Source organism: Haemophilus sp. CCUG 60358 (assembly GCF_001679485.1).
GTDB lineage: Bacteria > Pseudomonadota > Gammaproteobacteria > Enterobacterales > Pasteurellaceae > Haemophilus_D.
The window spans coordinates 192,502-216,580 of the sequence record NZ_LZOZ01000019.1; the positions used below are offsets into that span (position 1 = coordinate 192,502).

22 protein-coding genes are annotated in these 24,079 nt (G+C 37.9%); 9 read left to right on the top strand and 13 right to left on the bottom strand.

The features are described from left to right. The first annotated feature begins 11 nt into the window (after window positions 1–11). The 5 genes from A9500_RS10000 (at window position 12) to A9500_RS10020 (ending at window position 5,837) form a co-directional block, all read left to right on the top strand. Complete coding sequence (locus tag A9500_RS10000) at window positions 12–1,772, top strand: ABC transporter ATP-binding protein/permease (protein ID WP_065244821.1); 1,761 nt, start codon at window positions 12–14, stop codon at window positions 1,770–1,772. A gap of 134 nt (window positions 1,773–1,906) precedes the next feature. Then, window positions 1,907–3,430, top strand: a complete 1,524-nt coding sequence (locus tag A9500_RS10005) for a lipopolysaccharide biosynthesis protein (protein ID WP_065244822.1) — start codon at window positions 1,907–1,909, stop codon at window positions 3,428–3,430. Continuing rightward, complete coding sequence (locus tag A9500_RS10010; protein WP_065244823.1) at window positions 3,427–4,383, top strand: polysaccharide pyruvyl transferase family protein; 957 nt, start codon at window positions 3,427–3,429, stop codon at window positions 4,381–4,383. Before A9500_RS10005 ends, A9500_RS10010 begins: the two co-directional genes overlap by 4 nt. Beyond that, window positions 4,383–5,126 carry a YdcF family protein gene (locus tag A9500_RS10015; protein ID WP_065244824.1) on the top strand — a complete coding sequence of 248 codons (744 nt, stop codon included), beginning with the start codon at window positions 4,383–4,385 and terminating at the stop codon, window positions 5,124–5,126. The genes A9500_RS10010 and A9500_RS10015 overlap by 1 nt, the downstream gene beginning before the upstream one ends. A 48-nt stretch (window positions 5,127–5,174) precedes the next feature. Continuing rightward, window positions 5,175–5,837: an NAD(P)H-dependent oxidoreductase gene (locus A9500_RS10020; protein ID WP_054419333.1), complete on the top strand. Its 663-nt coding sequence runs from the start codon at window positions 5,175–5,177 to the stop codon at window positions 5,835–5,837. Window positions 5,838–5,878: 41 nt separating this feature from the next. On the opposite strand, the gene zevB is transcribed toward A9500_RS10020, so the two are convergent. Both zevB and zevA read right to left on the bottom strand, forming a co-directional pair. Then, window positions 5,879–6,856, bottom strand: a complete 978-nt coding sequence (zevB, locus tag A9500_RS10025) for a zinc transporter permease subunit ZevB (RefSeq protein WP_065244825.1) — start codon at window positions 6,854–6,856, stop codon at window positions 5,879–5,881. Between the two features lie 4 nt (window positions 6,857–6,860). Then, window positions 6,861–7,493 (bottom strand): zinc transporter binding subunit ZevA, encoded by a 633-nt coding sequence (gene zevA, locus A9500_RS10030; RefSeq protein ID WP_065244826.1) that lies wholly within the window; start codon window positions 7,491–7,493, stop codon window positions 6,861–6,863. 347 nt (window positions 7,494–7,840) lie between these two features. On the opposite strand from zevA, the gene ettA reads away from it, so the two are divergent. Both ettA and A9500_RS10040 read left to right on the top strand, forming a co-directional pair. Then, window positions 7,841–9,511 (top strand): energy-dependent translational throttle protein EttA, encoded by a 1,671-nt coding sequence (ettA, locus tag A9500_RS10035; RefSeq protein WP_065244827.1) that lies wholly within the window; start codon window positions 7,841–7,843, stop codon window positions 9,509–9,511. Between the two features lie 55 nt (window positions 9,512–9,566). Continuing rightward, entirely contained in the window at window positions 9,567–9,923 is a 357-nt protein-coding gene (locus A9500_RS10040) for a SirB2 family protein (RefSeq protein WP_065244828.1), read from the top strand. A gap of 47 nt (window positions 9,924–9,970) precedes the next feature. Here the strand turns inward: A9500_RS10040 and yciH are convergent, their stop codons facing one another. The 7 genes from yciH to cmk all read right to left on the bottom strand — a co-directional run bounded on the left by yciH (window position 9,971) and on the right by cmk (window position 15,430). Further along, window positions 9,971–10,291: a stress response translation initiation inhibitor YciH gene (yciH, locus tag A9500_RS10045; RefSeq protein ID WP_065244829.1), complete on the bottom strand. Its 321-nt coding sequence runs from the start codon at window positions 10,289–10,291 to the stop codon at window positions 9,971–9,973. 1 nt (window position 10,292) lies between these two features. Beyond that, window positions 10,293–10,985 carry an orotidine-5'-phosphate decarboxylase gene (pyrF, locus tag A9500_RS10050; RefSeq protein WP_065244830.1) on the bottom strand — a complete coding sequence of 231 codons (693 nt, stop codon included), beginning with the start codon at window positions 10,983–10,985 and terminating at the stop codon, window positions 10,293–10,295. A 21-nt stretch (window positions 10,986–11,006) separates the two neighbouring features. After that, window positions 11,007–12,185, bottom strand: coding sequence for a lipopolysaccharide assembly protein LapB (gene lapB, locus A9500_RS10055; protein ID WP_065244831.1), 1,179 nt, complete (start codon window positions 12,183–12,185; stop codon window positions 11,007–11,009). Next, on the bottom strand, window positions 12,185–12,478 hold the full coding sequence (locus A9500_RS10060; RefSeq protein WP_049369025.1) for a LapA family protein: 294 nt from the start codon (window positions 12,476–12,478) through the stop codon (window positions 12,185–12,187). The genes lapB and A9500_RS10060 overlap by 1 nt, the downstream gene beginning before the upstream one ends. Before the next feature lie 92 nt (window positions 12,479–12,570). Continuing rightward, a complete protein-coding gene (locus A9500_RS10065) occupies window positions 12,571–12,855 on the bottom strand; it encodes an integration host factor subunit beta (protein WP_065244832.1) in 285 nt (94 codons plus the stop codon). Between the two features lie 151 nt (window positions 12,856–13,006). Further along, window positions 13,007–14,656 carry a 30S ribosomal protein S1 gene (gene rpsA / locus A9500_RS10070; RefSeq protein ID WP_065244833.1) on the bottom strand — a complete coding sequence of 550 codons (1,650 nt, stop codon included), beginning with the start codon at window positions 14,654–14,656 and terminating at the stop codon, window positions 13,007–13,009. A gap of 96 nt (window positions 14,657–14,752) precedes the next feature. Continuing rightward, the gene (cmk, locus tag A9500_RS10075; RefSeq protein WP_065244834.1) at window positions 14,753–15,430 is read right to left on the bottom strand and encodes a (d)CMP kinase; all 678 of its coding nucleotides are present in this window, start codon (window positions 15,428–15,430) and stop codon (window positions 14,753–14,755) included. A gap of 390 nt (window positions 15,431–15,820) precedes the next feature. On the opposite strand from cmk, the gene A9500_RS10080 reads away from it, so the two are divergent. Further along, a complete protein-coding gene (locus A9500_RS10080; protein WP_065244835.1) occupies window positions 15,821–18,688 on the top strand; it encodes a TonB-dependent receptor domain-containing protein in 2,868 nt (955 codons plus the stop codon). Between the two features lie 102 nt (window positions 18,689–18,790). Here A9500_RS10080 and A9500_RS10085 read toward each other — a convergent pair whose 3' ends face one another. From A9500_RS10085 to dsbC, 4 genes are all read right to left on the bottom strand, one after another. Next, complete coding sequence (locus tag A9500_RS10085; RefSeq protein WP_065244836.1) at window positions 18,791–19,480, bottom strand: 5'-methylthioadenosine/adenosylhomocysteine nucleosidase; 690 nt, start codon at window positions 19,478–19,480, stop codon at window positions 18,791–18,793. After that, window positions 19,480–20,151: a thiol:disulfide interchange protein DsbA/DsbL gene (locus tag A9500_RS10090; protein ID WP_257005720.1), complete on the bottom strand. Its 672-nt coding sequence runs from the start codon at window positions 20,149–20,151 to the stop codon at window positions 19,480–19,482. Before A9500_RS10090 ends, A9500_RS10085 begins: the two co-directional genes overlap by 1 nt. A 48-nt stretch (window positions 20,152–20,199) precedes the next feature. Next, window positions 20,200–21,924 (bottom strand): single-stranded-DNA-specific exonuclease RecJ, encoded by a 1,725-nt coding sequence (gene recJ / locus A9500_RS10095; RefSeq protein ID WP_065244838.1) that lies wholly within the window; start codon window positions 21,922–21,924, stop codon window positions 20,200–20,202. Window positions 21,925–22,027: 103 nt separating this feature from the next. Beyond that, on the bottom strand, window positions 22,028–22,714 hold the full coding sequence (dsbC, locus tag A9500_RS10100) for a bifunctional protein-disulfide isomerase/oxidoreductase DsbC (protein WP_065244839.1): 687 nt from the start codon (window positions 22,712–22,714) through the stop codon (window positions 22,028–22,030). 128 nt (window positions 22,715–22,842) lie between these two features. On the opposite strand from dsbC, the gene prfB reads away from it, so the two are divergent. Further along, window positions 22,843–23,941, top strand: a protein-coding gene (gene prfB, locus A9500_RS10595) for a peptide chain release factor 2 (protein WP_143421598.1) whose coding sequence is annotated in 2 segments (ribosomal slippage) — window positions 22,843–22,917 and window positions 22,919–23,941 — 1,098 coding nt in all. Because the reading frame shifts where the segments join, the coding sequence is not laid out codon by codon here. Window positions 23,942–24,079: the final 138 nt, after the last annotated feature.

Sequence of the window (24,079 nt, forward strand, 5' to 3'; positions counted from 1 at the left end):
ATGGATAATCAATGAATTGGCAAACTGAACTTAACTCAAGTTTAAGCTGGATTTTGACTGCACTTTTCTGGGTAATTGTGTGCTTTAGCGTGACGACACTCGCACTCAAGCAAACCACATTCGGTCAGAAGTTTTGGCATATTGCATCCCCTTCGATTAATCGCCGTAACGGCATCAAAATCATCGTTATGCTACTGGTGTTGTTTACGATGATTTTGTTAGAAGTACGCTTCAGCGTACTCAACTCTTTTTTCTACAATGGGCTTTATAGCTCAATGCAGGAATTAGATGCGGATAAGTTTTGGTTCTTTGCAAAACTGAATGCCCTCTTAGTATTGGTACAAGTTATCCACTCCATCGCCGATTATTTCTTGCAACAAGTATTTGAAATCCGTTGGTTGGAAAGCTTGAATAAAGTCCTTGTTAAACGATGGTTAGAAAATAAAAAATACTATCGCCTCAAATACGAAAAAGATCTGCCCGATAATATTGATCAACGTATTGAACAAGATGCACGTGAATTTATCAGTAGTACTGTAAAAATTGTACGCGGTATGATTAATTCTATTTTGACTACCATTGAATTCACTATCATTCTTTGGTCTCTCTCTGGCGTGTTAAGTCTTTTCGGATTAAATATCGAAAAAGGTGTTGTTTTCTTTATTTATACTTTTATTATCCTTGCAACATTAATGTCCGTTTGGATTGGGCATCCCTTAATTAAGCTGAACTTTAATAAAGAAAAACTCAATGGTGACTACCGTTATTCTTTAATTCGAGTGCGAGATAATGCGGAAAGTATTGCATTCTATCAAGGTGAACAACAAGAACAGCATTTACTGAAAAACAAATTTGCCGAAATTATTCATAACCGTTGGGCAATTGTGTTGAGAATGTTGGGATTAGACGGCTTTAATGGAAGCGTCACACGAGTGGCGAAACTCTTACCTTTAATGCTTCAAGCGCCTCGTTTTTTCACTGGACAAATCAAACTGGGCGATATGCACCAAACTGTGCAAGCATTTAACCGATTAATGACCGCACTTTCCTTCTTCCGTTTGTTCTATGAAGAGTTTACGCTCTATCAAGCACGCTTAAATCGTCTTTATGGTTTTATGACGAAGTTGGATGAATTAGATCATTTAGAAATTCATCAACCCATGAAATGTTCTAACCGTGTTGCGTTATCAAATTTTGGTATTAAAGATGAGCAAGACAGATTGTTGCTTAATAACTTAAATATTGAACTAAAAAATGGTGATGCTTTATTAATTCAAGGTCCATCTGGCACAGGGAAAACATCTCTATTAAAAGCGATGGCCGGAATTTATCCTTTTGAGACAGTGGGTCTGGTAGAACATCCTTGTGTGACCAGTTTATTCTTACCGCAACGTCCTTATATGCCACAAGGCACACTACGTGAAGCAATTTGCTATCCTGATATTGATCCTTATCATCCTGAATTGGAAAAAACACTCGCAGATTGTTGTTTGGATAAATACCTCCATAGTCTTGATATAGATAACGATTGGCAAGCAATTTTGTCACCAGGTGAATTACAGCGTGTGGCATTTATTCGGATTTTACTGACGAAGCCAGAAGTGGTCTTTTTAGATGAAACCACATCAGCACTTGATGAGCCAACAGAGTATCTGCTTTATAAAACAATTAAAGAGCGCTTACCAAATATGATCATTCTAAGTGTCGGCCATCGTGGTACATTACATCAATTCCATAACAAACAATTGGATTTGGCAGTCTGCATCGTCTAAATAACAAAAGGCTAAATTATATTTAGCCTTTTCTTTTTACTACGTCCGTATAATTGCTTAGAACTTGCACAATGCTTGCTACACACCCCAATCCCCCCTATAATTCCCCCAATTTTTCTAATTTCATTTTCACAATGTCAAATAAAACCATTGCTAAAAATACGCTGTTTCTTTACATCCGAATGCTCTTCAATATGGGAGCGATGCTGTATATCTCTCGTGTGGTATTACAGGTTTTGGGAGTAGAAGATTTTGGTATCTATAACATTGTGATGGGGGTAGTGGTTTTATTTTCCTTTTTTAATGGCACAATGACCGCCACCACTCAGCGTTTTATTAACGTAGAAAAAGCCTCGAATGACATTCAACGTGTCAATAAAGTCTTTAATATTAGTATCTTAAATCACCTACTCATTATTTTTATCGTATTCGTGTTAGCTGAAACCGTCGGTTTATGGTTTTTAAATCACAAATTAGTTATCCCCGCTGAACGCTTGCAAGCGGCAAATATCGTTTACCAATTAGCATTAATTATTGCCCTTGTTGAAATCATTAAAGTGCCATTCAATGCCATGATTGTTGCGCACGAGAAAATGGGATTCTATGCTTGGTTGGGATTAGGTGAAACCATTTTAAAGCTAACTTCTGTCTTTATCTTAAGCCACATTACGCATTACGATAAGTTGATTACTTATGGCTGCTTATTGCTTTCAGTCAGTTTAATCGTGCTCTCCCTTTATGTGTTATTCACTAAATATTATTTCAAAGAGGCCGCACGTTTCCGTTTATATAAAGATTTAAGTAAAACCAAAGAAATGGTGAGTTTTTCCGGTTGGATGCTTATGGGGCAAGTCGCTTATGTGGGTTCAACACAAGGCTTGAATATGGTATCTAACTTATTCTTTGGCGTAGCAGTCAATGCCGCTGTCGCTATTGCGACTCAGGTAGAAGGTGCTGTTTATAGCTTTGTGAATAATTTCCAAATGGCGGCTAATCCACAGTTAGTCCAGTCTTATGCAGCAAAAGATTATGATCGCAATCGCCAATTAATTCTTGGTATTTCAAAATATTCACTTTATTTAATGGCGATTCTCTCTGCGCCTGTATTGTATTTCACCCATACCTTACTGACATTTTGGCTAGGCGATCATCTTCCGCAATATACTGAACAACTTGTACAAGCTATTATTGCTTGCTTATTGATCAGTGCAATGGCAGGTGCATTTTGGATGAGTGCATTAGCCATTGGCACATCCACCGTAAAACAATACAATATCATCGTGGCGTTAATTGATCTTTGCACGGTACCATTGGCTTACTATTTGTTCACACTAGGTTATAATCCAGTATTTGCCTTTGTGGGTAAATTTAGTACGATGGTCATCTCACAAATCTATCGATTATATTTTATTAATAAAAAAATTAAATTTAACCAAAAAGAATTTGTCTCATATTTAGTGAATGTCGGCGTGGTGTTTGGCCTGCTATTAGGTATCATCTATATATCAGATACTACCCGTAGCTATTCTTTATTGGAATTTATTGGACAATCCATCATCTTAGAAATGGTATTAATCTGTGTCATTTTAATCTTCGGATTAAACACAGCAGAAAAAAATTTCTTGTTTAGCTATTTAAAGAAAAGAGTAAAAAAATGAATCAACTCCTTATTGATTTAAAAAATAAACTGAATCCTATTGTTGAACTGATCAAAGATAAAAACGACGTATTTTATTTTGACTACCCGCTTCATTTGAACGTGGGCGATTTGCTGATTTATCACGGAACCGAGCAATTTTTTAAAGATCACCACATTAACGTGACCTTAAAACGTTGCGAATATGATTTAGATCTTGAAGAAGTCAAAGCAAAAATTACACCGAACACTACCATCCTTTTACATGGTGGTGGCAACTTTGGTGATCTTTATCCGCAGCATCAAAAAATCCGTGAAGAAATGGTGACGCATTTTCCGAATAATCGCATTATTGTGTTGCCACAAACCGCTTATTTTAAGCACGAAGAAAATCTACAAAAATCAGCCGCACTTTTCCGTAACCACGGTGATTGCCATCTACTGGCTCGCGACGAAAGAACAGCGAATTTATTTGCACAATTTTCTGATCATGTTTATTTATCACCCGATATGGCGCATCAGCTTTATGGCACGATGGAAATCAAGCAAGGCACAACTGGCGAACAACTTTATTTCTTGCGTAAAGACATTGAAGCAAGTGATGTAGAAAAAAATATCTTAGCGCAACTGCCCGCTAACAGTAATGTAAAAGACTGGGAAGACATTCTTTCAACCGAAGATGATGTGGTTTTAGCATTAAGCTGGCGAATCAGTAAAATGGCGAAAAAATTTGGCTTAGGTTGGCTGAAAGATCTTTGCCATCAATTCTGGTATGCCTATACTCAACGCATTGTAAAACGTGTTGCGCAAGTATTCTTAGCGAACGACAAAGTGACCACTACTCGCTTGCATGGTCATATTTTCTCTTGCTTGTTAGAAATTCCAAATCGTGTTTGCGATAACTCTTATGGCAAAAATAGTAGCTATGCGAAATTATGGACAAAAGAGCTAAATTTCGTTGAATTGGATAAATAATGTTTGAATTGAAAAAACTCATTACCGCCATGATTCTTCCCCCATTTAATATTTTAATTCTGTGGGGGCTGTCTCTTATTCTAGCTAAATTCAATTTCAAAAAATTAAGCCGAATTTCGACCGCACTTGGTTTCTCTCTACTCTATCTTTTAAGCATTCCTTACACTGCACAAGTACTTAAAGACAGTCTCATTACTGAAGATCATTTAACACTGCAAGATTATCAACAAGCTCAAGCGATCGTTTTACTTGGCGGTGGCTTGCGTGATAGCAAAGAACTTTACGCACCATTAGCTTCAACCGCTATTCAACTTGAACGCTTACGTTATGCTGCTTTCTTACAAAAAGAAACCCACTTGCCATTATTAATTACAGGGGCAAGTCCAACAGGCGCTATTGAGGCAAAAATCGCCGCAGAAGAGCTCCAAAACTTCTTTAATGTGCCAACTAAATGGATTGAACCTAAAGCACTTACCACCAAAGAAAATGCCCTTTTCACCAAACAAATATTAGAAAAAGAAGGTATTCATAAAATTATTTTAGTTACCAATGAATGGCATATGCAACGTGCAAAATTATTATTCCAACGACAAGGCTTTGATGTGTTACCTGCAAGTGTAGGTGAAGGCATTACGCCCGATAGTTACGGACTCAATATGATGCATTTTATTCCGCAAGGTGGCGCAATTACGAAAAATATGCAATTACTCAAAGAGTGGATTGGATATTGGAAAGAGCGCTAAAGTACGGTCAAAAGATCACAAATTAGATAATGTTAAGAGGAAGAAAACATGAGTCAAATTACACGCGAACAGATGCTTCAGGTATTCGAAAATCGCTGTTCAACACGTTATTACGATCCGAATAAAAAAATTAGCCAAGAAGATTTCGCGGCAATTTTAGAATTTGCTCGTTTATCACCAAGCTCAGTCGGTTCTGAGCCATGGAAGTTCTTAGTTATTCAAAATAAAGCATTACGCGATAAGCTCAAACCTTTTAGCTGGGGCATGCAATATCAATTAGATGATTGCAGTCATTTAGTGATCATTCTTGCGAAGAAAAATGCTCGATATGACACGCCTTTCTTCCGTGATGTTGCGGTGCGTAGAGGTTTACAAGGCGAGCAATTAGAAAAAGCCTTGGAAAAATATAAAGGCTTACAAGAAGTTGAAATGAAAACCGCAGAAAGCGAGCGTGCATTATTTGACTGGACAAGCAAACAAACCTACATTGCATTAGCGAATATGCTAACTGGTGCTGCCGCTATCGGTGTAGATTCTTGCCCTATTGAAGGCTTTAACTACGATAAAATGAATGAAGTTTTAGCCGCTGAAGGTCTTTTTGATCCAAGTGAATGGGGGGTATCCGTGGCCGCAACATTTGGTTATCGCGCGAGAGACATTACCAAAAAATCTCGTCGACCAATTGAAGAAATCGTCACTTGGGTTGAATAATCTATTTTCAAATAAATGGGCAGCAAACGCTGCCCTTTTCTTTATCCACCGAATAAGGCTGCACCACCTGTTACAGCCCCCATCGTGCCATATAACAAGCTTAGTGCAAAAAAGATCATCATTGCACCCGCAATACATTTGATCATGGCTTCGCCTTTTTGATTAGAACCCGCTAAACCATACCAATGGCCTAAGCGAGTCGCGACATTTCTCGCATAGCGTACTAACGCTGCAAAAAGCGAAAGCATTAATCCTGTCCCCAAAGACATGGCAAAAGTAGCTAAAATTCCCCACCAATAAAGATCCAGCATATAAGCGAGAAAAAGCACAAAAATGGCGCCACTACACGGTCGCATACCAATGGTTAAAATCACTAAGAGTTGAGATTTTAAATCACCCGATTGCTTAAGCTGTTGATCATTGGGTAGATGTTGATGTCCACAACTACATTGCGCTTGGCTTGCTTTTCCTTGCTCATATCGAAATGGCGAAGCTGCTCCAATCTGTTTCGGTAATGATTGAATAGATGTGATACGAAAAGATTGTTTTTTCTTCAAGCGTTTTAAACCTTGAGCAATCCAATAAAGTCCCAATAACAATAATAAAATGAGTGCGCTACGTTCCAGCCACAACTGACTAAGTTTAAAATATTTTGAGGAAAGATTAAGTATCACCACCACAATGGAGGTTGCTGCAACTGCGACAAAACCTTGCATGAGAGAGGAAAGCAAACTTAAGCGTACGCTGGTTTTAAGCTGGCTTTCGTGAGTAGAAAGATAACCAGCGATAATAAATTTCCCATGTCCAGGGCCTAATGCATGTAATACACCATAAGAAAAGGCGGCAAAAATCAACCACAATCCAGCTGTAGATGAATGTGCTTGAATTTGGTGTAGATTTTCAGAAATCAGCTGATTAAAGGCTTTTTGCCAATCGGCTACTTGCACAAAAAGCCAAGGTAGCAAGGCGAAAATAATCGCTAATAAGCCGATAAAGAGTGCGGTCAATTTTAACTTCATTTTTTTATTCACATTTAATTTTTACTTTCTGCGCAAACAATACACCAAGAGAATCATCTTCATTTTTTTGCGATTTATCCAATGATGAAGCATAGGATTTAATTTTTTCATCCACATTAGGTTCGAGCACTTCCCCTTTGCAGTTTGCAGGAAGTGCTGAAAAATCAACCGCTCTTTTACCTGTTTCTACATAACGCATTGCCACATAATAGGTGCTGTCATAAGTCATTAGCGTAAATTCATTATTTTGCAAAGTCTGTGGCTGAGCTAAAAGAAAATCAAAATAATACTCCACCTCATTTCCTTTAACACGCATGCCATAATTTTCAGGCTGTTTTTTATATTTAATTTTGTGATTTTCTTTATCAAAGACATAACTAAAGTAATGTTCATTCACAACGTTTGCCATTACCTCATCAACTAATTTCTGTTGAGCAGCCTTATCCCCTTTCGTCTGCATCATGTCATACAATACGGCTGAAGAGCTGGCTTCATCCAGTAACCATTGAGTCGAAAAACCAATTAATTGATTATCTTTCACTAACGGTTTGGTTTGCATATCAATAAAGGCGTGAGGATGAGCAAGAACCGAAAAAGGAGAAATCAGCGATAATCCTAGGAGTAATTTTTTAAACATAAATAAGAATAAAGTGGGCTAAATAATTGAATAGACAGATTTTATCACAAGCAGTTCCTAATCAAAATCGAATAAAAATCGATCTAAACGTAAAAAATCCTGTGATTTTCTTGATTTGTATCAACAAATTATTCATTCGCATTTCCATTATAACTGAAATTTATGTACTATTTGCCTCGTCAAGTGATTGCTTGATATTCATAAAGTTCCTAAATAAAATAATCATAAATATAGCTAAACTACTTTCCTACCACCCTATATGGGTGGTTTTTTTTGCCTTTCAAATAGCTTATTCCCTAAACATCAAGTAAAATAACCGCACTTTTATTCATAACATCGAGAAAATTATGTCAACGCAATTTGTATATACGATGCACCGTGTCGGCAAAGTGGTGCCACCGAAGCGTCATATTTTGAAAGATATTTCTTTAAGCTTCTTCCCTGGTGCAAAAATCGGGGTTCTAGGCTTAAATGGTGCAGGTAAATCAACCCTCTTACGCATTATGGCGGGCGTCGATAAAGAGTTCGAAGGTGAAGCTCGCCCACAACCGGGTATCAAAATTGGTTATCTTCCACAAGAACCAAAACTTGATCCGCAACAAACTGTACGTGAAGCGGTAGAAGAAGCGGTTTCTGAAGTAAAAAATGCACTGACTCGTTTAGATGAAGTTTATGCGCTTTATGCGGATCCTGATGCAGATTTCGATAAACTAGCCGCAGAGCAAGCAAATCTTGAAGCAATTATTCAAGCGCATGATGGTCATAATTTAGATAACCAGTTAGAACGTGCCGCAGATGCATTACGTTTACCAGATTGGGATGCCAAAATTGAGCATTTATCAGGGGGGGAACGTCGTCGTATCGCACTTTGTCGTTTATTACTCGAAAAACCAGACATGCTCTTATTAGACGAGCCAACCAACCACTTAGATGCGGAATCTGTGGCATGGTTAGAACGCTTCTTACATGACTACGAAGGTACTGTTGTAGCAATTACCCACGACCGTTACTTCTTAGATAACGTTGCGGGTTGGATCTTAGAGCTTGACCGTGGTGAAGGTATTCCTTGGGAAGGCAACTACTCTTCTTGGTTAGAGCAAAAAGAGAAACGTTTAGAACAAGAACAAGCAACTGAAAATGCGCGTCAAAAATCAATTGCGAAAGAGTTAGAATGGGTTCGTCAAAATCCTAAAGGTCGCCAAGCGAAAAGCAAAGCACGTATGGCGCGCTTTGATGAATTAAACTCTGGCGAATATCAAAAACGTAACGAGACAAACGAACTCTTTATTCCACCTGGTCCACGTTTAGGTGATAAAGTGATTGAGGTAGAACATCTCACTAAATCTTACGGTGATCGCACTTTAATTGATGATTTATCATTCAGCATTCCAAAAGGGGCTATCGTGGGTATTATCGGAGCGAATGGTGCGGGTAAATCTACCCTATTCCGTATGCTTTCAGGTCAAGAACAACCGGATAGCGGCTCAATTACGATGGGTGAAACTGTGGTACTTGCCTCTGTCGATCAGTTCCGTGACTCAATGGATGATAAGAAAACTGTATGGGAAGAAGTGTCTAACGGACAAGATATTCTCACTATTGGTAACTTTGAAATTCCAAGCCGTGCGTATGTTGGACGCTTCAACTTCAAAGGCGTAGATCAACAAAAACGTGTGGGCGAATTATCGGGTGGTGAACGTGGTCGTTTACACTTAGCTAAACTTCTACAACGTGGTGGTAACGTACTGTTATTGGACGAACCGACCAATGACTTAGACGTTGAAACTTTACGTGCGTTAGAAAATGCGATTTTAGAATTCCCTGGTTGTGCAATGGTGATTTCCCATGACCGTTGGTTCTTAGACCGTATTGCAACTCATATTTTAGATTACGGTGATGAAGGTAAAGTGACGTTCTACGAAGGTAACTTCTCAGACTACGAAGAGTGGAAAAAGAAAACCTTAGGTGAAGCCGCAACACAACCACATCGTATTAAATATAAGCGTATTGCAAAATAAGAAATTAAAGTGCGGTCACTTTTGACCGCACTTTCCTTTTACATCTGGAGTGATTATGTTAGTTTATTTGCACATTGTTTGTGCATTTTTAAGTTTAGGATTATTAATTATCCGTGGGGGAATGCAATTAAGTGGGAAAGATTGGCGAGCAATTAAACTGCTAAAAATTTTACCGCACTTAGTTGACACACTTTTAATTGCGAGTGGCTTAACGATTTTCTTCTTGGTCGGTTATCAGTTACAAAGCTGGCTTATTATGAAAATTATCATGCTTATGCTTTATATCTTCTTCTCGGCTAAATATTTTAGTCGCAAAGCTACAAATCCAAATAATGTATTTCTGGCATTTGCTGTATTAAGTTTCTTGGGTGCAATTTTCTTTGCTTACCAACCAGACTTCATGGAAAGTTAATCATAAAAAAATCCATCTTCAATTGAAGATGGATTTTTTATTTTATCTTAACCACCGGCTAACTTTACTTTAAACCCTTTTTGTTCTAAAAGTTGTTTTAGTAAATCACGTTTTTCGCCTTGAATCTCAATATTGCCGTCCTTGACTGAGCCACCACAACCACACCGCTTTTTAAGTTCAGCCGCTAACTTTTTCAATTCATCATCAGCTAAATCTAGCCCTGTAATCACTGAAACGCCTGCGCCTTTTCGACCACTCGTTTGTTTTTGGATGCGAACCACTCCATCACCTTTAGGGCGTTGTATTGGCTGCTTTTGCTCTTTAATTCGACCAACTTCGGTAGAATAAACTAAAGTACTCTCTGTCATATTACAAAAGAGATGAATTAATTGAGCGAAGCACTTCTGCTGGATTTTCAGCTTGCGTAATTGGACGACCAATCACCAAATAATCAGAACCAGAACGAATAGCCGCAGCAGGAGTCATAACGCGACGTTGATCACCAAAATCACTTCCAATTGGGCGAATCCCCGGTGTGACTAATTTAAAATCAGGACCACAAGCATTACGTAAAATCTCCACTTCTTGTGGTGAACAAACGACGCCATCTAATCCCGCTCGCTGGGTTAAATGTGCAAGACGTAAAACATGCTCAAGTGGTGAAGAGTTAATACCGATTTGTAATAAATCCAAATCCTCCATACTGGTCAATACGGTTACTGCAATTAATAACGGTGCATCTTTTCCATAAGGCTCGAGAATTTTCTTCGCCTCTTCCATCATTTTCAGACCACCGCTAGCATGGACATCAACCATCCATACCCCTAAATCAGCCGCAGAACGCACCGCTCTTGCCACAGTATTCGGAATATCATGAAATTTAAGATCGAGGAAAACATCAAATTGACGCTCGTGTAATTGCTTAACGAAATTTGTTCCCAGTGTGGTAAACATTTCTTTACCCACTTTTAAACGGCATAAGCTTGGATCAATTTGATCCACGAGGGATAGCGCTTGCGCTTCCGTTTCGTAATCTAATGCAACGATTACTTTGCTATTCATAATTTTACCTCACTGTGTCAATTAATTATGTTCTGGTTTGATGGATTCCCACTGTTTACAAGAAGGACAATTCCACATTAATTTATGGGTTTGATAACCACAATTTGAGCAACGATAACCAAAGCCTTGCTTAATTCTCTCACCGACCATTTTATGTAGCAAAATTAAGCTTTCTTTACCTCGCCCTTCCTCTGCATCATCAATTTGGAATTGAATAAAGCGGTGGAAAATAGATGTACTTGGATGTTTGGTAAGTTGTTGATAAAGTTTTGATTGTGCAGCACTCTTACCATCTTTCTCTTCAATCACGCTTGCTAACATTAAATCGACTTTAGTATTGTTAACCTGCTGGCTAGCTCGAATCAAGAATAACTCAAAGTTATCTCTCTCTCCTAATTCATCATAACAATATTTGAGCGTTTTCAGCACTTCACCAATATAAATTGGATTTTGATTAAGAATATTCTCTAAAAAATGAATGGCTTGACGATAGTTTTTATTAGCCATTTCTAAATCAGCAAGCAGCATTGATGCTCTCACACTGGTTGGAGATACATTCAGCGCTTTTTGTAAAATACTGCGTTTTTCGACCGCACTTTCAAGTTCACCGCTTAAGGCATATTCACAATAACATTGCGCTAATTCCACATTATTTTCTTTAGGTGAGATCTTAGCAAGCTTCTCTGCGATATTAACGGCTTTTTTCCATTCTTTTGTTTTTTGATAAATCACCAAAAGCTGTTGAAGTGCATTTTCTGCAAACTCTGGCTCATCTACCATAATAATATAAAGGGCTTCAGCGCGGTCATAAAAACCGACTGTCATGAAATCTTTGGCAAGTTGCTGTTTAGCTAATAATTTTTGTTCGAAAGAATAATTGGGACTACGATCGAGTGCTTGATGGATCCGCAAAGCACGATCCACTTCACCTCGAGAACGGAAAAGATTACCGAGCGTTAACTCTGCTTCAAATTGTGAGTTGCTTTCAATTTCATTTTCTGTTTCTTGTTTTTGCAACATATCAAGAAACAAATCAACGGCTTTATCCGTTTGATTAGAAAGCAAAAAATTGACCCCCGTGACATAATCACGGGAGAGTTTATTACTAATATCTTCCTGATCTTTCTTGGCACTCCGATGCCCCATATACCAACCATAAGCGGCGGCTATTGGCAGAAGCAGAAAGAGTAATTCAAGCATTATACTGCCTTATCGCGAGTAGTCGTTAATTCGTTAATTTGTAATGTTTGACGTTTAACTTGACGCGCTAACGACATATTTTTGAATTTTAATTTTAAGTAGAAGAATCCAGTAATTAACCAACCTAAAATTAATCCAAAACCAAATAAAATCGCAACTAGCGTTGAAAGTTGGAATTGGCTTTCAGCAACAATGTAGTTAAAGGTGATTACTTGATCATTATTCGCCCCTATAGTTACCGCAACGATTACGATAGCTAGCACAATAATGAGTCCGAGAATATATTTAATCATCACAATCTCCTTGTTAAGAATAGTTTCATTATGCCAAAATTTGTAATAAAAAACGACACCTAAGTGTCGTTTTATTGATATCGATTGAATGTTTAAGCAAAAACATTTACGCGATCTTTTAATTCTTTACCTGCTTTAAAGTGCGGTACAGATTTAGCATCTAATTTTACAGAATCACCGGTTTTAGGATTACGGCCCACTCGCGGTTGACGATGGTGTAAAGAGAAGCTACCAAAACCACGCACTTCAATACGATTCCCCTCTTCTAAAGATTGTACAATGAGTTCAAGAATATCCTTTACAATACCTTCTACTTCTTTTGCGGATAAAGTTGGGTGCTTTGTTGATAGATTTTCAATTAGTTCAGATTTAGTCATCGTCAACTCTCCTTTAAATTTATACTTAAACTTGTTATTAAGACTTACAGGTAATGCATTAGTTCATAATAAATTACCGCTAAATCCTTGTAAATTATAGCCGGTAATAATAAGGCTGAGTCCATGACCCAGCCTTATTCATGTGAATTAATTATTCACCTTTAGCTGCTTTGAAAGCTTCAGCCATTGCGTTTGGAATAGCAACATCTTCTTGTTTGTTATTCGCGTTTGCAACTGCAACTGCTTCTTCAGCTTGATCTTTCGCTTTTACAGATAAGTGAACGATACGTGCTTTACGATCAACACCAGTGTATTTCGCTTCAACTACATCGCCTGCTGCAACTTCGTTTGTTAAGTCTGCTGCACGGATATAACCTTCAACGCCACCTGCTAATTCAACTTTAGCACCTTTAGCGTCAGCTTCAACAACAGTTGCAGAAATTACTGCACCTTTTTTGTTGATAGCTACGAAGTTGTTGAATGGATCATCTTCAAGTTGTTTGATACCTAAAGAAATACGTTCTTTCACTGCATCTACTGCTAATACTACTGCAGAAACTTCGTCACCTTTTTTGTAGTTACGAACTGCTTCTTCACCTGCAACATTCCAAGAAATGTCAGATAAGTGAACTAAACCGTCGATACCACCTTCAAGACCGATAAAGATACCGAAATCAGTGATTGATTTAATTTTACCAGTAACTTTGTCGCCTTTGTTGTGAGTTTCAGCGAATTGAGTCCATGGGTTAGGTTTGCATTGTTTTAAACCTAAAGAAATACGACGACGTTCTTCGTCAACTTCTAACACCATTACTTCAACTGTATCGCCAAGGCTTACAACTTTAGATGGGTGGATGTTTTTGTTAGTCCAATCCATTTCAGAAACGTGAACTAAACCTTCAACGCCATCTAAGATTTCAACGAAACAGCCGTAGTCTGTTAAGTTAGTTACTTTACCAGTTAATTTGCTGTTTACTGGGTGGTTTTCAGCGATAGCAACCCACGGGTCTTGACCTAATTGTTTTAAGCCTAAAGATACGCGAGTACGATCTTTGTCAAATTTTAATACTTTAACAGTTACTTCGTCGCCTACATTCACGATTTCGCTTGGGTGTTTAACACGTTTCCAAGCCATATCAGTGATGTGTAATAAACCGTCAACGCCACCTAAATCTACGAATGCACCGTAGTCAGTTAAGTTTTTAACGATACCTTTAACTTCTGAACCTTCAGCTAGGTTCTCAAGGATTTGTTCACGTTCTTGGCTGTTTTCAGATTCGATCACTGCACGACGAGAAACAACAACGTTGTTACGTTTTTGATCTAATTTGATTACTTTGAATTCTAATTCTTTACCAAGCAGGTGATCCGCTTCACGTGCTGGACGTGTATCAACTAATGAACCTGGTAAGAATGCACGAACACCGTTTAACTCAACTGTGAAACCGCCTTTCACTTTACCGTTGATTAAACCGATAACGGTCGCTTTTTCTTCGTAAGCTTTTTCTAATTCAATCCAAGATTCGTGACGAACTGCTTTCTCACGAGAAAGTTTAGTTTCGCCGTAACCATCTTCAACTGCATCTAAAGCTACGTTTACTGTGTCGCCAACTTTAACTTCAAGTTCACCTTGAGCGTTTTGGAATTCAGCAACAGGAATTGCAGATTCAGATTTTAAGCCTGCATCAACAAGTACAAAGCCTTTTTGAATAGCAACAACAGTACCGCTAACGATTGAACCTTGACGGGTTTCAAGGCCTTTTAATGATTCTTCAAAGAGTTGAGCAAAAGATTCTGACATATAAATAATCTTCTTAATTTAAGTTAATAACATCCACATTAAGATCCATAAAATGCGGGGTTGAGGATAAATGTCTATTCTTCCTTGAATAAACAGTTAAATCGAAATTGACGCTTTTTGTTGAATATAAGCTAACGCTTGAGCAATGACTTCATCAATACTCAATGTTGTACTATCTAACAATAAAGCATCATCAGCCGGTTTCAATGGCGCAACCTCACGATTTCTATCGCGAAAATCGCGTTCTTGTATCTCGGCTAAAATCTGTGCAAAGTTACCATTAATTCCCTTATTTTGCAACTGTTTATAGCGTCTTTTTGCACGTTCTTCCGCACTCGCGTCTAAAAACAGTTTAACTTGTGCATTTGGGAAAACCACCGTTCCCATATCTCGCCCATCCGCAATCAAGCCATCATTTTTACCAAAATCCTGCTGAAGTTGCAGTAAAGCTGACCGCACTTTTGGGAAAACCGCCACTTTTGATGCAGCTTCCGCCACTTCTTGCGTACGGATTAAATGGCTTACATCCATCCCACCAAGAAGCACATTGACTTCTCCATTCTTCGGAATGAACTGAATATCTAAATGACGGGCTAACTCCGCTAATCCTTCTTCATCGGTTAAGTCTGCATGACGTTTCAGCGCAGCCAATGCCGTCACGCGATAAATGGCACCACTATCTAATAAGGTAAAACCTAACTTTTCTGCCAAGGCGTAACAAAGTGTTCCTTTCCCTGCCCCACTTGGGCCATCAACGGTGATAATTATCCCCATAATCTTCATCCTTTTACTTTCAAAACCAATACATTATAGACATAAATACCTTATTTCTCTAAAGATTCTTTTGCTAAATGCTAAAAAATAATTGGCTATTATAATTCTAAATTAATATTAATAATTCATACAAAATTTAAAGAAAACATACAACATCAGATCTTAGCCCCTCCTTATAAGGTAAAGACAAACTCTACCAATAAAAGACAAGCATCAATAATCGTTGCAATACTTTCCAGCCAATGAATAAAAGAAATTGAGAATTTCACAATATATAACATGAAAATGATTCTTTAGATATTATATTAATTTCATGATCTCATCCCTTGAATTTCACTCCTTAGAAGAGGATAATACGAATCTTTCTCATAAATACAGGGGGGGTAATTAATGAAAAAACAAATGAGATTAAACTTAGTTACATTTTGCATAATAAATGCAATGAACATTAATATTGCTGAAGCTCAAACAGAAGAAATACTCGAGCAAATAAATGTGGTCGAAAAAAACGTAACTAATGATAAGAAACCATTTACAGAAGCAAAAGCTAAAAGCACAAGAGAACATATATTTAAAGATACACAAACTATCGATCAAGTGATTCGTAGCATTCCGGGAGCCTTTACTCAACAAGATAAAGGCTCTGGCGTAGTTTCTGTGAATATTCGTGGAGAAAATGGGTTAGGTCGTGTCAATACAATGGTCGATGGCGTCACTCAAACTTTTTACTCTACTGCCATGGACTCAGGTCAATCAGGTGGTAATTCTCAATTTGGTGCATCGCTTGATCCTAACTTCATTGCAGGTGTCGATGTCAATAAAAGTAACTTTTCAGGTTCCAATGGCGTAAATACTTTATCTGGTAGTGCCAATTTTAGAACATTAGGCGTTAATGATGTTATCACTGATGACAAACCTTTTGGGCTCATCGTAAAAGGAATGACGGGGAGCAATGCAACTAAATCGAATTTTATGACGATGGCTGCAGGCAGAAAATGGCTTGATAATGGTGGTTATGTTGGTGTGGTATATGGTTACAGTCAACGTGAGGTATCTCAAGATTATCGTATCGGAGGGGGTGAACGCCTGTCTTCGCTTGGACAAGATATTCTTGCTAAAGAAAAAGAAGCCTATTTCCACAATGCCGGTTATGTTTTAAATTCAGCTGGACAGTGGACTCCTGATCTAAACAAAAATCATTGGTCTTGCAACGCACCCAATCCAACATTTAATGGAAATACAGACCCAATTACAAAAACCGATGAGCTAACTGGAGCGACCGAAACAAGAACACCAGGTTGTATTACTCGGATTGAAAGAAAAGAAGAAAATTATGATTATGTTAGTGAAGAAGATACGCCTAACGAGCCACGTTACAACACATCTAGCTATCAACTAAATACTTATAAAAATGAAACTAGAAAAAAAATTCTAAGAGAATTAGAAAATGGTGTGCCACCTAAAGATATCCCCGAATTACAAAATGATGTAGATTCAACAAATAACTCATTTGAACGCAATAAAGATCAATATAGCGTCGCTCCTATTGAACCAGGCAGTTTGCAATCTCGTTCTCGTAGCCATTTATTAAAATTTGAATATGGCGACGATCGCCATACCTTAGGTGCCCAAATACGTACCCTTGATAATAAAATTGGTTCTCGAAAAATCGAAAATCGTAATTATCAATTAAATTATAACTTTAATAATAATCGCTATCTTGATCTAAATCTAATGGTAGCACATAACTTAGGTAAAACCATTTATCCTAAAGGTGCATTCTTTTCTGGTTGGCAAGTAGAAGATAAATTAATTACAAAGAATGTGGCAAATATTATTGATATTAACAATAGCTATACTTTTTTATTGCCAAAAGAAATCGATTTAAAAACCACATTGGGCTTTAACTACTTTATTAATGAGTATAGTAAAAACCGTTTTCCAGAAGAATTAAGTTTGTTTTATAACAATGAATCACACTCCCAAGGAAACTATAGTTATTTAGGTCGCTTCCAAGGAAGCAAAAGCGGATTACCACAACGTTCAGTGATCTTACAACCTTCTGGTAAACAACAATTTAAAACTGTTTATTTTGATACCGCACTTTCTAAAGGAATTTACCATTTAGACTATAGTGTCAATTTTACGCATTATGCATTTAACGGTGAGTATGTAGGTTATGAAAATACACCAACACAAATTAATGAACCGATTTTGCATAAATCAGGACATAAAACAGCGATAAATCACTCAGCAACACTTAGTGCAGATATCAATGATTATTTTATGCCGTTTTTCACCTATTCGCGCACACATAGAATGCCAAATATTCAAGAAATGTTCTTCTCTCAAGTATCTGATGTTGGCGTAAATACGGCATTAAAACCTGAGCAAGCTGAAACTTATCAACTTGGGTTTAATACCTATAAAAAAGCTGTTTTTACAGAAGAAGATGTTCTAGGTTTGAAACTAGTGGGATATCGTAGTTTTATCAAAAATTATATTCATAATGTATATGGTGTATGGTGGAGAGATGGGGTTGTTCCTGACTGGGCAGCTAATAATGGATTTAGATTTACCATTGCTCATCAAAATTATAAGCCTATTGTGAAAAAGAGCGGCGTCGAGTTAGAAATTAACTATGACATGGGACGTTTCTTTGCAAATCTGTCTTATGCATATCAACGAACAAATCAACCAACCAATTATGCAGATGCAAGTCCACGTCCTAACAACGCATCAAAAGATGACATTCTAAAACAAGGCTATGGTCTATCCCGTATCTCAATGTTACCTAAAGATTATGGAAGATTAGAACTTGGCTCTCGCTGGTTTGATCAAAAATTAACTGTTGGTATCGCTGCTCGTTACTATGGGAAAAGTAAACGGGCAACCATTCAAGAAGACTATATTAACGGTTCTGAATTTGAATTAAATACTAGTCATGAAAGAACTTATTATGCAATTAAGAAAACAGAGGAAATTAATAAACAACCGATTATTTTAGATTTGCATATAAGTTACGAACCTATCAAAGATTTGATTATCAAAGCCGAAGTACAGAACCTGTTAGATAAACGTTATGTTGATCCTTTAGACTCAGGCAATGACGCGGCATCTCAACGATATTATTCAAGCTTAAATGATTCTATTTGTAGCAAAAATGATACTTGCGAAAACGGAATAAAAGATAAATCTGTGCTTTACAATTTTGCACGAGGAAGAACTTATATTCTCAGCTTAAACTATAAATTCTAATGGTTTTATATAAAAGGCATAGTTAATTAACTATGCCTTTTTAAACAATGTTTATCGTTTTTTATTTAAAAATTAATCATCTTATTTACAGATTATAAAGCACTATAATCTATCTATCATTGCCAATACTAACGCCGAAGACTGCTTTGCTGCAAGTGGGAGAAATTCTTCAAATGACATACTCGCTTCGCCATCGCCTGCATCAGAAATAGCTCGAACAACCACAAATGGTACGTTAAAGGCATGACAAACTTGTGCAATTGCTGTTGCTTCCATTTCTACTGCTGTCACATTGGGGAAATCCGCTTTAATTTGAGCAATTTTTTCTTCGCTATTAATAAAGCTATCTCCCGAGCAAATTAAACCACGTTTTACATTTTGTCCTTGTGACTGTGCAATTTCATCGGCTAAATCGGCTAATTGTTGATCAGAAAGGAAAGCTGCTGGATTGGCGGGTAATTGACCTTTTTCATAGCCAAATGCCGTCACATCAGCATCGTGATAGCGGGTTTCATCGGAAATAACGATATCTCCTACCTTTAAGCCTTTTGACACACCACCTGCTGAGCCGGTATTTAAAACCACATCCGGTTTAGCCAATTGTAATAAAGCGGTAGTGCCAATAGCCGCGGCGACTTTACCAATCCCAGATTGCAATAATGCGACTTCTTTACCATTAATTTTACCTTCAAAAATGACCGCACTTGCAACTTTTGTTTCTTTTTTATCTGTCATTAATTGGGATAAAATTTCCACTTCTTGTGCCATTGCACCAACAATCCCGATTTTCATTATTTTTTCCTTTCTTGTTCGAGTTTATTCACTAAGAAATCTAATACTGCTACGCCATAATCATCGTTATACAGCGTACTCGCGGTGAGAACATATTTTCCGCCCACAACCACATAAGGGAAAGTAAAGACACCATATTCATCTGTCAAATAAATGGCGTTACTCACATCCTCTTTCACTTCTTTGGAATGGACGACTTTATTAAATTCAGCTTTACTAATCCCTTGTGAGACAACCCATTCACGCATCTTATCTAATGTGGACAATTCGGTATAGCGCGCCTTTTCAGAGGTTTCAAATAACAGCACATCTGACAGCTCGCCCACTTTTAAACGCTGTAATGTATAGAATATTGTCGCTGAAAATTTAGCTTCGTTTGTAGCAACTGGATGCTCTTCTAATGCCACTTTATTAGGACGAATTTGGCTATAAAGTTGCAAAATATCTTGAGCTGAAGAACAAACTCGGCAGTCATAATCAAAGAAAAATTGGATAGGGATTTTACGATCGTTTCTTTTAGCTTGTTCAATGGGTTCTTGGTATGAAAAATAATCTCGACCATCTTCAAACTGTGCCACATTCGCTGGCGGTAAGTGCGGTGAATTTTTGGCAGAAAAATCCTTTGCATTGACTTCACCGAATGCGACATTTGTCACACTCAGCAATATCATTGCAAAGGATCCTTTTAATAATTTATTCTGCCAAACTTTTTTCATAAATTAACCAATTGGTTCAATATAATCGACTAATAATTGGAGGTTTCGATTTCCACGAAACTCATTAATTTCTAACTTATAAGCAAATTTTGCCTGCTTAATCGACAAATCGGGATAATACCGAGTATCGATATTAAACGCAATGGCATCTAATAATGGACCGCCATTTTTAGGCTCTACGAGCATTTTTAAATGATTTTGATTTTGCCCGATAGCACGTTGCTCAAAAATTTTAAATTCACCATCAAAAACAGGCTCAGGAAAGGCTTGTCCCCAAGGTCCGCCAGATTTTATCACTTCTGCCGTTTCAATACTAAATTCATTTGCTTGAAGTTCGCCATCCGTCCAAATCACACCTTGTAATTGATCTTCATTTAACCAATCTTGCACCGTTTGATTAAAAATCTTTTGAAACTCAGGGAAAAAGCTTTCTTTAATGCTTAATCCTGCTGCCATGGCATGACCGCCAAATTTTAAAATCATATCCGGATGTTGGGAATGAATACGCTCTAATACATCGCGCATATGCAAGCCTTCAATTGAACGAGCAGAACCTTTTAAAATACCTTCTTGATCTTGTGCAAAAGCAATAACGGGTCGATGGTATTGATCTTTAATACGAGAGGCCACAATACCTAATACACCTTGATGCCAATCTGGCTGGAATAAGGCGATCCCCATCGGTAATTCATCAGAAAGTGCGGTGAGATTTCGGCAAATTTCTAAGGCTTCCAACTTCATGCCTTGCTCAATTTCTTTTCGAGCCTGATTTAAACTGTCCAAATCTAAGGCTTGGGCTCTGGCCTCTTGCATACTTTCTGCAAGTAATAACTCCACACCGACAGACATATTATCTAATCGACCCGCTGCATTTAAACGTGGAGCAATCGCAAAGCCCAAGTCCGCCGAGCAAAGTTTTTCAACTTCTCGATTAGCCACTTCAGCGAGAGCAATAATTCCTGGTCGACAACGTTTCGCACGGATTCGCATCAACCCTTGATGGGCTAAAATACGGTTATTTTGATCAAGGGGAACAACGTCTGCAATTGTGCCGAGCGCAACTAAATCCAGTAACTCAGTAAAATTAGGTTGTGTTTCTGCCGTAAAAATACCTAACTCGCGAAATTTAGCACGCAAAGCGAGCATTAAATAGAATGCTACGCCTACGCCGGCTAAACATTTTGAAGGGAAATCACATTGTTGCAAATTTGGATTAACAATGGCATCAGCATTCGGCAGTATTTCTGGTGGTAAGTGATGATCGGTAATTAACACCTTTACGCCTTGATCTTTTAAATACGCCACACCCTCAAAAGACGATACCCCGTTATCCACCGTCATCAATAACTGCACGCCTTTTTCCATTGCCATTTCAGCAACAGGCACACTCAAACCATAGCCTTGCTCAAAACGATTTGGCACCAGATATTCCACATCAGTAAAGCCAAGCATACGTAAAGCTAACACTGAAAGCGCCGTACTGGTCGCCCCATCAGCATCAAAATCACCAACGATGACAATCTTTTGTTGCTGTTGATAAGCTTCGAGCAATAAATCTACGGCTTGTTGAATACCATGTAATTGATTGGGATTCAGCATTGATTGCAAAGTGCGGTCTAATTCTTGGCTATTTTTAATATGGCGAGAACGATAGAGACGATCGAGTAATGCATTATCTGAAACAGGATTTCCGGTAGGAATTTCACGACGTTTGATAAGTTTTTTCACGGTGTTTTGTTATTTAAAATTATCACCTAAAGGAACATTTAATATGTGCTTTGATGATATGAATATTTAAAGGGCGTATACAATACGCCCTCACTACTAAAAATTATTGTGCTGATTCCTTCAAGGCAGCTAATAAATCTTTGGGTTTTAAATATCCCCCAATCAATTCACCTGTTGAAGTCACAATACTTGGTGTACCTTGTACGCCGAGTTGTACACCTAAATCATAGTGTCTTTTCACAATATTAGGTGTTTTCAATTCTTTCGGTAAGTTACCTTTTTCTGCTTCGTTCAATGCAAATACCGGATCTTTCGATGTCCAAATTGCTTCCATTTGGCGAGCGGTTTCATTCATTCCAGCACGTGGGAATGCAAGATAACGAACGGTAATACCTAAATCATTATATTCTTTCACTTGTTGGTGAAGGATGTGGCAATAATGGCAAGTAATATCCATGAATACGGTCACAACATATTTTTCATTTTTTGCAGGATAAACGATCATTTCGCTTTTTAATGCATTCACTTTATCCGCTAAAAGTTTACCCGCTACATCAACTGGACCTTTATTTGTTAATTCATACATTTTGCCTTGCAAAACATATTGACCATTTTCGCTCACATATAAAATACCTTGATCAGTCACAGCTGTTTTAAGGCCTTTTACCGGTGAATCTTTCACCTCAATATTTTTCGCACCTAATGCCTGTAACTTCGATTTAATCTCAGCATCACTCGCCATTGCAGTGGCAGAAGCAGTGATTAAAAGTGCGGTGAGTAATTTTTTCATTTTTATTCCTAAATATATCTAAACAACAAAGATTAGAATTATAAATGGATCGATAATTTGTGCAAGCCAAACTACCCAAAAAACTGAAAATGACTTATACTTCTGCCGCTTATAGAGGTTTATTTATTATGTTTGAAATCAATCCAATCAAAAACAAAATCGCTGATCTTTCCGAGCGCACTTCTGTGCTTCGGGGGTATCTTTGACTTCGACGCAAAAGTCGAGCGTTTAGAAGAAGTTAATGCCGAATTAGAACAACCTGATGTGTGGAACGAGCCCGAAAAAGCCCAAGCTCTTGGGAAAGAACGTGTTTCACTTGAACAAGTGGTTGATACCATCAAGAATTTAGAACAAGGTTTAGAAGATGTTGAAGGACTGCTTGAGTTAGCTATTGAAGCGGAAGATGAAGAGACCTTCAATGAGGCCGTTGCTGAATTAGATGAGCTTGAACAACAACTTGCAAAACTCGAATTCCGACGCATGTTTAGCGGTGAACATGATGCATGCGATTGTTATGTCGATTTACAAGCAGGTTCTGGTGGAACAGAAGCGCAAGACTGGACGGAAATGTTACTTCGCATGTACCTTCGTTGGGCTGAAAGCAAAGGCTTTAAAACTGAATTAATGGAAATCTCTGATGGCGATGTTGCGGGTTTAAAATCAGCGACGATTCGTGTTAGTGGCGAATATGCTTTCGGTTGGTTACGTACTGAAACCGGTATCCATCGTTTGGTGCGTAAAAGTCCATTTGACTCCAATAACCGTCGTCATACATCGTTTGCAGCGGCTTTCGTTTATCCTGAAATTGATGACGATATTGATATTGAAATTAATCCGGCTGATTTACGTATTGACGTTTATCGTGCATCCGGTGCGGGTGGTCAGCACGTCAATAAAACTGAAAGTGCGGTGCGTATTACTCACATGCCAAGTGGAATTGTCGTGCAATGTCAAAACGATCGTTCTCAACACAAAAATAAAGATCAAGCCATGAAGCAGTTAAAAGCGAAATTGTATGAGCTTGAGTTACAAAAGAAAAATGCGGATAAACAAGCGATGGAAGATAATAAATCTGATATTGGTTGGGGCAGCCAAATTCGTTCTTATGTGTTAGATGATGCACGTATTAAGGATCTCCGCACAGGCGTTGAAAATCGTAATACACAAGCCGTGCTAGATGGCGATCTTGACCGCTTTATTGAAGCAAGCTTAAAAGCGGGACTTTAATCATCTCTTATACAAAAAAAGTGCGGTCAATTTTGATCTGCACCCCAAAAGTTGGACTAAACAACCAACAATTGAGGTGCAGATTTTTTTATGGGTAAACACTACACAACAGAATTTAAATTACAGGTTCTTCAACCT

Coding starts and splice junctions, on each gene's coding strand:
- A9500_RS10080 (WP_065244835.1), top strand. CDS start 15,821: ATGAAAAAACAAATGAGATTAAACTTAGTTACATTTTGCATAATAAAT.
- A9500_RS10020 (WP_054419333.1), top strand. CDS start 5,175: ATGAGTCAAATTACACGCGAACAGATGCTTCAGGTATTCGAAAATCGC.
- A9500_RS10040 (WP_065244828.1), top strand. CDS start 9,567: ATGTTAGTTTATTTGCACATTGTTTGTGCATTTTTAAGTTTAGGATTA.
- A9500_RS10090 (WP_257005720.1), bottom strand. CDS start 20,151: ATGATATTGCTGAGTGTGACAAATGTCGCATTCGGTGAAGTCAATGCA.
- pyrF (WP_065244830.1), bottom strand. CDS start 10,985: ATGAATAGCAAAGTAATCGTTGCATTAGATTACGAAACGGAAGCGCAA.
- lapB (WP_065244831.1), bottom strand. CDS start 12,185: ATGCTTGAATTACTCTTTCTGCTTCTGCCAATAGCCGCCGCTTATGGT.
- zevA (WP_065244826.1), bottom strand. CDS start 7,493: ATGTTTAAAAAATTACTCCTAGGATTATCGCTGATTTCTCCTTTTTCG.
- A9500_RS10000 (WP_065244821.1), top strand. CDS start 12: ATGAATTGGCAAACTGAACTTAACTCAAGTTTAAGCTGGATTTTGACT.
- A9500_RS10085 (WP_065244836.1), bottom strand. CDS start 19,480: ATGAAAATCGGGATTGTTGGTGCAATGGCACAAGAAGTGGAAATTTTA.
- rpsA (WP_065244833.1), bottom strand. CDS start 14,656: ATGTCAGAATCTTTTGCTCAACTCTTTGAAGAATCATTAAAAGGCCTT.
- yciH (WP_065244829.1), bottom strand. CDS start 10,291: ATGACAGAGAGTACTTTAGTTTATTCTACCGAAGTTGGTCGAATTAAA.
- A9500_RS10065 (WP_065244832.1), bottom strand. CDS start 12,855: ATGACTAAATCTGAACTAATTGAAAATCTATCAACAAAGCACCCAACT.
- A9500_RS10015 (WP_065244824.1), top strand. CDS start 4,383: ATGTTTGAATTGAAAAAACTCATTACCGCCATGATTCTTCCCCCATTT.
- ettA (WP_065244827.1), top strand. CDS start 7,841: ATGTCAACGCAATTTGTATATACGATGCACCGTGTCGGCAAAGTGGTG.
- dsbC (WP_065244839.1), bottom strand. CDS start 22,714: ATGAAAAAATTACTCACCGCACTTTTAATCACTGCTTCTGCCACTGCA.
- cmk (WP_065244834.1), bottom strand. CDS start 15,430: ATGGGGATAATTATCACCGTTGATGGCCCAAGTGGGGCAGGGAAAGGA.
- A9500_RS10010 (WP_065244823.1), top strand. CDS start 3,427: ATGAATCAACTCCTTATTGATTTAAAAAATAAACTGAATCCTATTGTT.
- zevB (WP_065244825.1), bottom strand. CDS start 6,856: ATGAAGTTAAAATTGACCGCACTCTTTATCGGCTTATTAGCGATTATT.
- A9500_RS10005 (WP_065244822.1), top strand. CDS start 1,907: ATGTCAAATAAAACCATTGCTAAAAATACGCTGTTTCTTTACATCCGA.
- A9500_RS10060 (WP_049369025.1), bottom strand. CDS start 12,478: ATGATTAAATATATTCTCGGACTCATTATTGTGCTAGCTATCGTAATC.